At 55.1% G+C, this 12,617-nt stretch carries 8 protein-coding genes and 1 pseudogene; 4 read left to right on the forward strand and 5 right to left on the reverse strand.

Annotated elements, in window-relative coordinates; all coding sequences use genetic code 11:
* Positions 1-96: 96 nt before the first annotated feature.
* Positions 97-537: a YtoQ family protein gene (locus FE795_RS08815; RefSeq protein ID WP_003800002.1), complete on the reverse strand. Its 441-nt coding sequence runs from the start codon at positions 535-537 to the stop codon at positions 97-99.
* Between the two features lie 190 nt (positions 538-727).
* A complete protein-coding gene (locus FE795_RS08820; protein WP_131071798.1) occupies positions 728-1,927 on the reverse strand; it encodes a tyrosine-type recombinase/integrase in 1,200 nt (399 codons plus the stop codon).
* 187 nt (positions 1,928-2,114) lie between these two features.
* Between FE795_RS08820 and FE795_RS08825 the strand changes: the two genes are divergently transcribed.
* The 4 genes and pseudogenes from FE795_RS08825 to FE795_RS08840 all read left to right on the forward strand — a co-directional run bounded on the left by FE795_RS08825 (position 2,115) and on the right by FE795_RS08840 (position 7,301).
* Positions 2,115-3,182: a DNA-binding protein gene (locus FE795_RS08825; protein ID WP_219234805.1), complete on the forward strand. Its 1,068-nt coding sequence runs from the start codon at positions 2,115-2,117 to the stop codon at positions 3,180-3,182.
* 673 nt (positions 3,183-3,855) lie between these two features.
* Positions 3,856-5,466 (forward strand): multicopper oxidase family protein, encoded by a 1,611-nt coding sequence (locus FE795_RS08830; RefSeq protein ID WP_219234806.1) that lies wholly within the window; start codon positions 3,856-3,858, stop codon positions 5,464-5,466.
* Positions 5,467-5,619: 153 nt separating this feature from the next.
* Positions 5,620-6,821 (forward strand): annotated as a pseudogene (gene purT / locus FE795_RS08835) (formate-dependent phosphoribosylglycinamide formyltransferase).
* 21 nt (positions 6,822-6,842) lie between these two features.
* The gene (locus tag FE795_RS08840) at positions 6,843-7,301 is read left to right on the forward strand and encodes a hypothetical protein (RefSeq protein WP_219234808.1); all 459 of its coding nucleotides are present in this window, start codon (positions 6,843-6,845) and stop codon (positions 7,299-7,301) included.
* A 193-nt stretch (positions 7,302-7,494) separates the two neighbouring features.
* Here FE795_RS08840 and pap read toward each other — a convergent pair whose 3' ends face one another.
* From pap to FE795_RS08855, 3 genes are all read right to left on the reverse strand, one after another.
* Positions 7,495-9,024 carry a polyphosphate:AMP phosphotransferase gene (pap, locus tag FE795_RS08845; RefSeq protein WP_059317621.1) on the reverse strand — a complete coding sequence of 510 codons (1,530 nt, stop codon included), beginning with the start codon at positions 9,022-9,024 and terminating at the stop codon, positions 7,495-7,497.
* A gap of 347 nt (positions 9,025-9,371) precedes the next feature.
* Complete coding sequence (gene mobH, locus FE795_RS08850; RefSeq protein ID WP_219234810.1) at positions 9,372-11,663, reverse strand: MobH family relaxase; 2,292 nt, start codon at positions 11,661-11,663, stop codon at positions 9,372-9,374.
* Positions 11,664-11,822: 159 nt separating this feature from the next.
* Positions 11,823-12,362 (reverse strand): hypothetical protein, encoded by a 540-nt coding sequence (locus tag FE795_RS08855; RefSeq protein WP_131071802.1) that lies wholly within the window; start codon positions 12,360-12,362, stop codon positions 11,823-11,825.
* Between the last annotated feature and the right edge of the window lie 255 nt (positions 12,363-12,617).

Raw genomic sequence — 12,617 nt, forward strand, 5'->3', positions numbered from 1 at the left:
TTACTGCCTGCAAACCCGAAAAAATGCCGCCCGAGATGGGCGGCAGGACGATGACTCAGTGGTGCTGTCGATGACACACAATGAGCGGACCGAGCATCAGGCCTTCAGCGTGTAGCGCAAAATTTCGACCACTTGCTCAGGAGTACTTGCCCAGGCTTGTGCACTGGCATCCACCTCTTTCAAGGGGTGAATGATATCTTCGGCATGCAAGGTGACATAGGGCTTGCCCAAGGCGGCACAGAATCCAGCATCAAAAGCGGCATTCCACTGTTTGTATTTATCCCCAAAGCGCACCACCACCAAATCCGCCTGTTCAATCAAGGCTCGGGTACGGATGGCATTAATCTTGGAGGATTTGTGGTCACGCCAGAACCCTTCGCTGGCAGGGCCCAAGTGATCGCCCGCCGCATCGCTGGCATCGTGGTCCGTGACAGGGCTGGTAAAGAGGATATCCAGTCCAGCGGCGTTGGCTCCTTGAGCAATCTGCTCGCGCCAGTCGGTGTGAATTTCGCCGGACAGATACACGGTGTAAGTCATTACGCACTCCATAAAGAAAAGCCGGACGCCTTTTGTTCAGGCGCCCGGCGCATTCAAACCCGCTTAACAGTAGCACATTGAACGCCGCCCGGCAGCAGGCAAACACGATAGTGCTTATCCAGCATCGACACAGAAGCAAGCGCAAGGACCGACATAAGCGCAGCCATCGCTCCCGCTCTGGGCCAAGCCTTCAGTCCCAGCCCAGACGATGTGATTGCTCTAGCGCGCGGTGGCGTTGATCGTCATCCGCATGTAGATAGATATTGGTGGTGGCGATGGATTCGTGGCCCAGGGTGTCACGGATGATCCGTAAATCCACCCCCTGATCCGCCAAATGAGAGCCCGCCGAGTGGCGCAACCAGTGTGCCGAAGCCTGCTCAAGCACACGGGCCTGGGACTCCTGATCGGGGTACAAACTCCGTAAACGATCGGCACTGCCTTGAAAAACCTGTTTGACCAACACATGCGCCATCGCACGGCTCAAGTGTTTATCACTCGCCCCCGATGACATCAGCAAAGGATATGGCTCCAAGGCCTGGGGAGGCCCCTGCAAATCATGCGCTTGTCGATAACGCATCAACTCTTCATACAGCTCTTGCGTCAAGGGCACGCGCCGCCACTTGTCTCCCTTGCCATGAATCTGCAGCCACCACTGCGCGGATGACGGGGCATCTGGCCGCTGTTGAACATCAGCCATACGGGCCTGGATCAATTCAGAAATACGCAAGGCGCCGCCATACAAAATGGAAAAAAGCCAGCGCACGCGGGCTTTATGGCGATGTTCGCTGGGGGTGTCCTCGGGCAAGGATTGAATATAGTCCTGTACCCAACGCCACTGCTGCCGACTCAAATAGCGTTGCTGTGGCGCAGACGCTTTCTTCTGACGTCGGCCTTGATGAGACAGAGCCAGGGGATTTCCCGCCAGATAACCAGCCTGGACCAGCCAACTGAACAAGGAGTTCAGAATCAACAAAGCCTGATTGCGACTGCTTTCAGACAAGGGGCCTGCGAAGGGGCGCCAGGCTGCATGATGACGGGCAGGGCGCGCGCGACCTTGCGCCACCCAGCGATGAGCGGGCTGCGGATCTGCCAGAAACAGGCGATAGGCCAGAATGTCTTCCAGACTCAGAGAGGACAAATCCTTGCGACGCTCAAGTACCGCCCATAACAAAAGACGTTCGGCCTCTTTACGGTAGTTCGCGTAGGTGTGTGGGCTATCGATATAGCGCGCCAGCCAGGCTCGTAGCGCTTCGATATCGGTTTGAGCTTCAATCTGGGCCCGTCCACTCGTAGAGCGGTTAACACCTTGCCGCCCGTCAAACCGAGCCAGTAGTTGCGCAATATCGTCCGAACCCAATTCGGTGGACGACGAGGAGGGGATTATTTCCATGCAAACAGGGAAAGAAGGAGAAAAAAGGGAGGTGGAAACGGCCCAAGGCCGTATCGCAGCCGTCAAGGGCCTAAGACACTTAATAATTTGACATTATAGAGATAATGTCAAATTTATAAATCAATTTACTTGATAATTTTATATATTACGTTGTATTATTAACCAAATAATTGATGAGAGTATGAAAATGGAGCCTAAGCAGCCTAATGAGTCGCAAATTCTGGCTGACGTCGCTGAATTACGGGATCGCTTCAGCCATACGCAGACCTTGTACAAAGAAGTGGCGGCATTGCTTTTTTTTCGCTATGGCGTCACACCCACCGCCAACAAGCTGTATCAGCTGGTCCGCAAGGGCAGCATGAGCGCACCCGCTCAGGCGCTACAGACGTTCTGGGAGGAGTTGCGCGACAAAAGCCGGGTTCGCCTGGACGTGGCCGATATGCCGGAAGAGTTGCAAGCGCTGACGGGGGAGCTGTTGGCTCGTATCTGGCAAGAGGCCTTGAGCCACTCAAAACAGCAGATGGAGCATTATCAAATCCAGGCTGACGAGCGGGTTGCCCAGGCCCAGGCACAGACTCGGCAAGCGCAAAGCGAACTGGAGGCAGGGCAGGGCGATCTGAAACGCGCCCAGGCACAGATAGCGCAGTATCACGACAATTTGCAAAGAGCAGGGCAGGAACAGGCGGCTTTGAAACAAGACTTGCTGCATGCAAACCAGCGTCAAAATGAGCTGGAAATCGAGAAACAAGGCCTGCAGCAAGAGCTTCGTCGTCAAAGCGAACAGTTCACCCTGGACCTGGAACGACTGCAAAAAGCCATTGAATTGACCGAGGAGCGGGCCCAGGCTAACGAACGCCGAGCCTTGTTGGAGATCGACAAGGAACGCTCGATTCAGACACGATTGCGTCAGCACATCGAAGAGGCCGAGCAAACGAATAAAGCCTTGCGTCAGGCTCACGAGCAAGAACTGAACCAGCAACAAGACCTCCTGCAAAAGCTGCGTCAGGAATTGGGACAGGAGCAGGGCGAACGCCGTGCCCTGCAAGCTGCTCTGGATATCAGCCATAGTCTGGCCAAAGAAATACAAGGACAGGTGCAGATACTGCGCACTCGTACCGCCTTGCTAGAGCGCGAAAATGACGAGTTACGCAAGAAAGCCCAGTTGCTCAGCCAGGAACTGAAACAGGCACAGTCACAACCCGTCAGATCGCTGCGCTTGAAGCGGCGCCTGATCAAGAGTGATTCTGAAAAATAAATAGTCCTGGCTCCTTACGCAATGAACGCTAGAAAACAGATCGGATGGCGCTGTAACACCTGAGCAAGCCGAGGCAGGGCCTTGCCATCATGGCAGTCCCTTGAACGCTGTAGAATCTGGATCAATCCGCCGGGCGACCAGTCTTCGATCGCAGCAGCACGCGGTGTAACGGACTGTTTTAAGAGCAACGAGAGCCGCAAGGCCCATGCTAAGCTTTATCGCATGTTGCACACGCCCATTTCTCCTCGCAAAACCGTCGGCTGGCTCTTATTGACCGGCCTGCTGGTGCTGCTGTTGGGTAGGGGTTTGAGTATTGGCCGAGACGCACAGGCAGCAAGGATTCACGATGCAGGGCATCCTGTTGCTCACGCGCAATCCTCCGTTTTGGGCCAATCACCTCATCGTGCCCCCCATCATTGCAACACCCCACTCAAAATAAGCTGCTGTGCCTGTCTGGCTAGTCAGGTGAGCTTGCCGGCCGCGACTGTAGCACAGGCAGCTTTTCCGCCAGCACCTTTGCATCAACACTATCTCTCGCGGCTGTTTGGCCCCGCACAACCGCCTCCACGCGCGTCCTGATCTCCTCCATTCCATTGCCGATCCGCACCTCCATGCTCTTTGCTAGGGAAAGGCGGACGGCCCATGAACAGTGATGATCTACTGGGGCAAACCCATGAAAAGACGCGATTTTTTTAAACTGAGCGTGACCGCAAGCCTGTTGGGCAGCTTGCCGTTACGGAGCTGGGCACAAAGCAGGATGGGGCATCACAACCCCATGTCACACGGGATGGCCGAACAGGGCGTGACCACCCGTACGGGCTTGATGCCTGTAGAGAAAATGCCAGCCGGCCAGGCCCTGCAGGCCTTGCCTGTGCTTCAAAACCGCAGCGATAAACCTGGTCTGTTTCAGGCCAACATTACCGCCGCCGCTCATCGACGAGTATTGGCGGATGGCCAAAACACAGAACTTTGGCTGTATAACGGGCAAATGCCAGGGCCCTTGATTGAACTGTATGAGGGCGATCAAGTAGAAATTGAATTTGAAAACCGTTTGGATCAGGCAACCACCCTGCATTGGCATGGCTTGCCAGTTCCCTCTGATCAGGACGGCAATCCTCAAGACACCGTTTTACCCGGACAACGGCGTCACTACCGTTTTACCTTGCCAGAGGGAAGTGCCGGAACCTATTGGTACCACCCACACCCACATGGCAAAAGCGGAGAGCAGGTCGCACACGGACTGGGCGGAACCATTATCGTACGCTCACACGCTGACCCACTCAGAGATTTCGCGGAGCAACATTGGGCTATCAGCGACATACGACTGGACAACACGGGCCATATTCCGCCCAATACGGGCCTGGACTGGATGAACGGTAGGGAGGGGCAGTTTGTCTTACTGAATGGCCAGCGCCAGCCAGTGATACAAACCCGCTCCCGAGAGCGCATCCGCGTATGGAATACCTGCTCAGCCCGTTATTTGAACTTGCATATTCCCGGCGCTCGCCTGATTCAGGTGGGCACGGACGGCGGCCTGCTGGAGCAGCCCTTGGAGGCGGTCGACTCCATTCTCCTGGCACCAGCCGAACGGGTCGAGTTTTTCATTCAGACTGATCGAAATCTGGAGAGCACCCTGCAAGCCCTGTACTACGACAGACAAAAAATGATGGTCCAGGAGCAGCCCACAACATTGACCCTCGCACACCTGACAATACGCCAGGAGGAACTCGTCCTTCCACAGCAGTTACGGGCCATTCCCCTTGTGCCCGGTGCCTCCAACACCACGAAAGTGGTCTTTAGCGAATTGATGCCCATGGATCATGACATGCCCATGTCGTCAGAACACGGCTCAGGGGCGACATCGAACCAGCACCATCAGAACATGGGCGCAATGAATATCGCCAGCACCATGGACGGCAATGCCATGATGCCTGAAATGGCAGCTTTGCGTTCCATGTTCCGCATTAACGATCAGGTTTATGACATGAACCGCATAGACCTGCGCTGTCCGACCGGGCAATGGCAATACTGGGACGTGATCAACGACTCACACATGGACCATCCCTTCCATCTGCATGGGACCCAGTTTCAGGTCCTCGCCCGACAAACCGGGATGCAGTCGGTTCCAGAGGCGTTCCGCGCCTGGAAAGATACTGTCAATCTGCGTCCCAGAGAAACCGTGCGTCTGGCATTCCGACAGGAACTACCGGGCCTGCGAATGTTCCACTGCCACATCCTGGAGCATGAGGACCTGGGCATGATGGCTCAGTTAATGGTGGAATAGAGGCCGCGCATCCTGCGGTCTCGGTCAACAAAGTCCGCCTTGCCGGTGTGTGTGCCGGCAGGGCGGACAAAGCCGTCCCCCCTTTTAAAAAGCAGGCACGGCCTGCATTACAATAGCGCTTTTGACTTTCTCATTTTCTGCGGAGCATGCACCATGAGCCTGTTGGGCACCCCCTTATCGTCATCGTCGGACAAAATCATGCTCCTGGGCTCGGGAGAGCTGGGCAAAGAGGTGCTGATTGCGCTGCAACGTCTTGGGGTGGAAACCATCGCTGTCGACCGCTACGAGAATGCGCCGGGGCAACAGGTCGCCCATCACGCGCGCACGATCACCATGAGTGACCCCGACCAACTGCGCGCCCTGATCGAAAAAGAAAAGCCCACCTTAGTGGTACCGGAAATCGAGGCAATTGCCACGGGCGTGCTGGAAGAATTGGAAGCGCAAGGTCTGGTCCGTGTAATCCCTACCGCTCGTGCCGCCAGACTCACCATGGATCGCGAAGGTATTCGTCGTCTTGCCGCGGAAACTCTGGGTGTGCCCACCAGCCCCTATCAGTTCTGTGAATCACTGCAAGAACTCCAAGCGGCCATTGACAGCAAAATCGGCTACCCCTGCGTAGTCAAACCGTTGATGAGTAGTTCAGGCAAAGGCCAAAGCAAAATCAGCGGCCCGAGGACGTTGCCCAAGCCTGGGACTACGCGATGGCTGGTGGCCGCGTCAGCCAGTGCCGCGTCATCGTGGAGGGCTTCATCGATTTTGATTACGAAATTACCTTGCTGACCGTGCGCGCTGTCGGCGCCGATGGTCAGATTGAAACCCAGTTCTGCGATCCCATCGGTCACCAACAAGTGGATGGCGATTACGTGGAAAGCTGGCAGCCGCAGCCCATGAGTCCCCAAGCGTTGCAAAACGCGCGCGAGATTGCCCAGGCGGTCACTCAGAACCTGGGCGGTCAAGGTCTGTTTGGTGTCGAGCTTTTCGTCAAAGGCGATCAGGTCTGGTTCAGCGAAGTCAGCCCGCGTCCTCACGACACCGGCATGGTGACCATGGCAACTCAATGGCAGTCGGAGTTTGAGCTGCACGCACGTGCCATTCTGGGCCTGCCTGTCAACACCGCCTTGCGTATGCCCGGTGCCAGCGCAGTGATTTACGGAGGGGTAGACGCCAAAGAGGTCGATTTCCTGAACGTAGCTCAGGCGTTGCGCATTCCGCAAACCGATATCCGCTTGTTCGGCAAACCCGAAAGCTTCGAGAAACGACGCATGGGTGTCGCTCTGGCGGCACATGACGACCTGGAAACTGCTCGTGAAAATGCGCGTCAGGCGGCGGCCACGGTGACCGTTCAAGCCCGCTAAGTCCAAAGACCGGTCGTCGCCATGCCCATTATCGTCGTCCTGCTGCTAATCGGCATTCTTGCGGGGCTGATGCAGGGCGGCGTGCAGCTTTTCAATCGGGTGAACGCCAGCGCGGGTGTAATGGCCGCTATCCTCAGTCTACTGGTGGCAGTGGCCATACTGCTGACACCATTCATCCTCTGGCGTCGTCATCACCTGGCTATTCACGGAAAAAAACAGCATGGCCAACGCATTGTGGAGCTGGCATTCGCTGATGGTTCCTTACGACTGGATGCCCTGCAAAAGCGGGGCCATATTCAGACCGGGCAGGGGAGCCGCGCCTTTATTTTTGCGGATATTGACACCATTGAAGTGCAGGGCAGGGGCTTGACGCTGCTACTGCGCAACCCCGTACAGCCTTGGCATATCCGTCCCACCAATGCCGCCGATCTCCGACGTTGGCACAAAATACTTCGTCTTGCCGCCAGCCAGGATCTCTAAGCGGCGTCCGCACTGCGGGACCAGGCCAAACAGCGCTAAATGAACGCGGTGCTGACGAGCCTGTGAGCGTAGCGTCAAGACACATCATCACGATCCGGTGTGCGTGTTCCCAGGGCCGCCCACCATTCCCACACAAATCCGCCCCAAATGCAGGATGACTGCATTTGGGGCGGATCATTAGCAGCCCGCTGTTTTATACCTGCTCACTGACCTGATCGGCCAAAGCCGGCTCATTCAGGCTGATCATATGTTCGTCCAAAGATTCCAGAGTCTCGACCACGGTGCGCAATACCTGGATGCGAGCGGCTTTTTTATCTTTACTGGGCACAATATGCCAAGGCGCCATATGAGTGTCAGTCTGAGCAAACATATCTTCAGCCGCCCGTTGATAAGCCGCCCAGTTTTCCCGATTGCGCCAATCTTCTGGCGTGATCTTGTAATTCTTGAAGGGCGTTTGCTCACGGGCCTTGAAGCGCTTGAGTTGCTCATCTTTATCAATATCCAACCAAAACTTGATCACGGCCGTGCCATTGGCAAGCAATTGCGCCTCAAATTCGTTGATTTCTTCATATGAGCGTTGCCAGGCGGCCCGGGAAATCAGCTTTTCCACCCGTTCCACCAGAACTCGGCCATACCAAGAGCGATCAAAAATCGCGACCTCGCCCAGCCGCGGCAACTTACGCCAGAAGCGCCATAAATATGGCCGTGCCCGTTCCACCGCATTGGGAGCGGAAATAGGATGAATATCGTAAATGCGAACATCCAGCGCTTCGGTCAGACGACGAATCGTGCCGCCTTTGCCAGCGGCATCGCGCCCTTCAAACACCAGTACCAGAGAATGATTACGAAACGCCTTGCTGCGTACCGCGGTCGACAGACGCCCCTGCCAATGCAGGAGTTCCGTGTCGTAATCGAGCACAGGCTCTACAGGGGGAGGGGACAGCAAGGAAGCGGCCGGAACATTCAAGCGAAACGGGAAGGCATGCGGCTCTCTGACCTGACGCGGGACAATAGGCTTGTCCATCGCTTGCAATACCACTTTTGCCAAGGACACATCACGCAGATTCTTGTCCGCACTGGGGATGACCACCCAAGGCGCATAGTTACGATGAGTCAGATTGATGGTCTGCGTGGCGGCGTTACGCAAGGTCTTGAAGTGTTTGTGAACTTTCAGGTCAGCCTTGCTAACGCGCCATGCCGTATTGGGGTCAGCCATCAGCATGGCACAACGATCCAGCTGCGCCTGGGCAGACAGGTGGAACCACAACTTGAGCACCTGCACACCCTGATAGGCCAATTGCGCCTCAAACCGGTTAATCAAGTGGGTATATAACGCAATCCTGGCCGGATCGGGCGTTTTACGCGCCAGCTCTTTCATCAGGGGTGCATACCAGGAGCCAAACACCAGTCCGGTCTGACCCCGTGCCGGCAAGCGATTCCAATAACGCCACATAAGGGGACGCATGGCTTCTTCTTCACTGAGTTTGCCGAACGCCAAGGTATGCACATGACGCGGGTCCAACCAGGTGTTCAGGGTGTTGATGGCAGATCCTTTCCCCACACCGTCCATGCCGGCCACCACAATCAGCAAGGTTTGATCGGCTTTTTCCAGCCGTTCGTACTGTTTGAGCAACAAGGCTTCGCGCAGTGTTTCGATCTGCGCCTTGGCCAACTCATCACTTAAGCTGGGGTCGCGTTCAGCAAACTGTAGTACATGGCCCATCGTGTTTTTGCTCCGTTTTACTTAGCAATCCACTATAACCACGCCAGGGAAAACTTAACTACCTTGGGCGTAAAAATAATCGGCGAAAGATAAACGGAGGGGAGACCGAAACGGAACTGCGCCTCAACCAGAAACATTGATCGATTCGCGACTTTACATAATATACATTATGCGATGTTTCCCCGCCGTCCTCGAGGGAGGAAAACGAGCCTGTTCAGCAGTTTTTTGCATTATGTGAAGTTAGGCACCTCACAGTAATCTAAACCGAAACCCCGTCGAAACGTTGAATTGCACGACTGATCGGACGGTAGCACAGCACTTTATCCTGTGTCAAACATCCCCTTCATTCAACGATCCAACTTTAATACTGGATTGACGGGCGGCACGGGTAAAACAAACCGGTCCGGGTCCATCAACACCACCGCCGCCAGCGAGGCGATCGGCACATTTCCTTTGCCAATGATCTGGTAGCGCAAGATGTTGACCTTGCCACCACCTTCTACTTGCCGCATCCGATGCCACCCAGCTTTGATAACCTCTCGCTGAATCTGCATCCCCATGGCGTCGGCCTGTTCTTCAGGCCCTGTTTGAGCCGCGTAGAGCTTGAAAATCTTGGGTGAAATCAGTGCCATGCCTTCCTCTACGAAATGCACGGGTGCCCCGGATTCGTTGTACTTAATCTCACGGCTGGCCAAGCCTTGCTGCAGCCACTGTATAAACGCCGTCGCGGCTTCACTGGGTTCCTTCACAGGAGCTTCGTGCGGTAGTTCAGGCAGGCTCGGGGTCAACACGACAGGCGTGGTGTTGGCCTGGCTGAACATGCGTTGCGATTTTGCCTGTGTCTTTGGAGCAGGCTCAGGCTCAAGAACCGGCGCTTTAGGCGTCGGTAAGGCTGGTAATGCTCCAGGTGTGTGCTCAACAGAGGCTGGCTCAACACTTTTAGCCTGTGCTGCAGCTAGGGCTGTTGCTTCATGTTTATGTAATTTTTTGCCTGGCACAGGCGTGGGTTTATGCGACGCTTGCGGTGGGCTGCGATGAATAATGTTGGATGCTGTATCAGCTTCATCCAGAAAGTCATCGTCAACATCAAAGCCATCTACGGCGAGTTCGGCTGGCAAAATCACCGTCTCGTCGTCGTATGCCTGAATCGAAGCAGTTTGGTGAGTATTGCTTGAGGTTGGCACAGGTTTGGGCTGGTTGCCGCTTTGCGTTGCGCCATTTTTCGGTGTTTGACGCTTGGCTGCGCCAGTTGACGCATTTTTGGGCTTTCTAAACTCCATTGCTGGTACGAGATTACGCTTGGGTGCTGCATTTTGGGAACGAGCTGAAGCAGTTTTGGCCGTTGTGGCCACCTTTTGCGGCAATATTCCTTCATCAATGTGTTCTGGAGCAGCTTTGGCTTGAATGACTGTTGTGTCAGCGCTGTTCTCACAATCAACCGCAGCTGGATCAGCAGCTGTTTCAAACTCATCATCGCCACGCTTGGCCCGGACATGGATCTCTCCGGACATCGCCGGTGGGTATAAGTTTGGATCATCATAGAGCTTTGACAGTGGAAAGCGCAGCACACTTAGTCTGTGTCGATATTGATGGGCTTCTGCGCCCTCTTCTGTTGCCGGCGTTTGCCCGTTGATTTCAACGTGCCAAATAGCTTGGCCAGAATGAGGACTGACTTGCAAGATTCCATATTCCTGCCATGTGTCAAACAGCCTATCGTTCTTGGCCTCTCCAGGTACAGACTCGTCAGGCTCATGCTTTTTAATCCAGGCCCGCGTGGCATCGGCCAAACGCTTAGCCACAAACCACACAGAGCCGTCATACACCCATCCGGCAGCTCCAGTACGATTGAGCGGCAATTCCGTTCCAGACTGCAACATGCTTTTGAGCGCTTGCATGAGTAAATCCACCAGCGGTACTGCATTGGCTGTCGCAAAACGAGCCTTACTGCCCTTCATCAATGCGTTGCTGGTGGAGGCCTGGTCAGCGCGTTTGATAATGTCAGCCAATAATCCATCCTTGTGGCCAGACAAATAATAAGTCAGCGCATCAAAGGCGTGAGGCGTTTGGGACAAAAAAGTTAAGGCAGATTTTGGGGCAATCTGATGAAGCAAGGTCAGTGCCAGGCGATTATGGGCCTGGTAGTCCCGGCTGGCTTTTGGCTCAAACTCGACTCGATACTCCAGATCCAGACGCCCCTGCCCCACTTCGAACAAGGAGCCCGCCAGCGGTTTCCATCGCAACGGTTCATCCATCGCCCCGCCTCGCCATAAGATCCGTAGGTCCGTCATCGGTTTGGCAATGTCATGAAGCAGTGCCGCGTAGAAGACCACATAGGTCCACTGATCGCGCTCGGCGTCAATCTGCTCAACGGGAGCATTCGTCGGTAAAAAATGCGCGTTTCGCCAGGTCATGGCTGCCAATACCATCTCCAGCGTATGGGCCAACAAACCACCAGCGTGGGCGTGATGGTGTGCTTCTGAGGCAGGCATAAGCTGGACGTATTCTGCATATCGTCGGATAGCTGGGATGAAATCTCGTCGAAAAACAGGATCTGCTACGCGAGACTGCAGGAACATTTGATGAACCGCTTTTTGAGCTTTCAGCAGACGGATCAAGTCATCAGACTCAAGAACACGCAACCACCCTTCCTCCCGCCCTGCTACACGTTGGGCAACTGGAACTGGTGGGGGGCTTGGAGGTGGCGGAACCGGTGCGGGCTTAGTCGTACTGGAGGCGCGTCGCGGAATAAAAGTGGAGAACTTCGAGATCCAAGGCGGGGTTCGGCGGTGAGTCATGCTCTAACGTTCAAGCAAATGGGCTCGCAACGTCTCCAGAGTCGGACGAGGATGTCGCAATGTGAGCAAAATATGCAGTGACTCAGTGGGATGTTGCGGATCGCCCAGCTGCAGGAAATGGAACCAGCTCATCTGCAGTGGATTCCATTGAATTGAATCAGGATCAGGCAGCATATTTTTGCCCCAGTGGGCCCGATAATGGACAAATGGCTGCTGCAAAATATCTTCAACAATGCTCTCTTTGCGCCCTGCGAGATCTACGGCCTGGCTGCTTTCTTGCGCCAGGTTCTGACAATGATTCTTCAAAATCTCTCTCACACACAGATGAGGATCATCTTCATCCTCGGCATAAATTTCTAATCCGTCATAACGCGATAGCCAGGCTGAAAAATGGGGGACCCATTCAGCCAATCCGAGCTCAGTCAGGAGCTCGACAATGCGGTAAATCGCATGAGCACGGTCGTGCGCATCACGCCCAAAATGGGGGAACCCAGGATCGGGGTATGGATGCTCGTTTTCAGCGAGGTGGGCGAGGATAGTCATAGCGGCCACTCTACAAAGCGGTTTGCTATCACTCAACGCGATACCGGGTGCGACGTAACCTAGGGTTCTCGCTTGCGCGCAACGTTAAGTTCTGATAAGTCACAGCCCGCTACGCTGGCCGAGGCCATTTGCAGCGCTTCACCCAGCCCCTGGGTGAAGCGCTGCATAACCCGTAAGCCCCTTTTCCCCTACCTGTAAAGCCTTTCCCGACGGCCACCGGATTTTTAGGTGGACGGCGGCCCTTTGGATAAGGCC

This window comes from Alcaligenes ammonioxydans, assembly GCF_019343455.1.
GTDB classification, from domain to species: domain Bacteria; phylum Pseudomonadota; class Gammaproteobacteria; order Burkholderiales; family Burkholderiaceae_B; genus Alcaligenes; species Alcaligenes ammonioxydans.

Coding starts and splice junctions, on each gene's coding strand:
- FE795_RS08815 (WP_003800002.1), bottom strand. CDS start 537: ATGACTTACACCGTGTATCTGTCCGGCGAAATTCACACCGACTGGCGC.
- FE795_RS08820 (WP_131071798.1), bottom strand. CDS start 1,927: ATGGAAATAATCCCCTCCTCGTCGTCCACCGAATTGGGTTCGGACGAT.
- FE795_RS08825 (WP_219234805.1), top strand. CDS start 2,115: ATGGAGCCTAAGCAGCCTAATGAGTCGCAAATTCTGGCTGACGTCGCT.
- FE795_RS08830 (WP_219234806.1), top strand. CDS start 3,856: ATGAAAAGACGCGATTTTTTTAAACTGAGCGTGACCGCAAGCCTGTTG.
- FE795_RS08840 (WP_219234808.1), top strand. CDS start 6,843: ATGCCCATTATCGTCGTCCTGCTGCTAATCGGCATTCTTGCGGGGCTG.
- pap (WP_059317621.1), bottom strand. CDS start 9,024: ATGGGCCATGTACTACAGTTTGCTGAACGCGACCCCAGCTTAAGTGAT.
- FE795_RS08855 (WP_131071802.1), bottom strand. CDS start 12,362: ATGACTATCCTCGCCCACCTCGCTGAAAACGAGCATCCATACCCCGAT.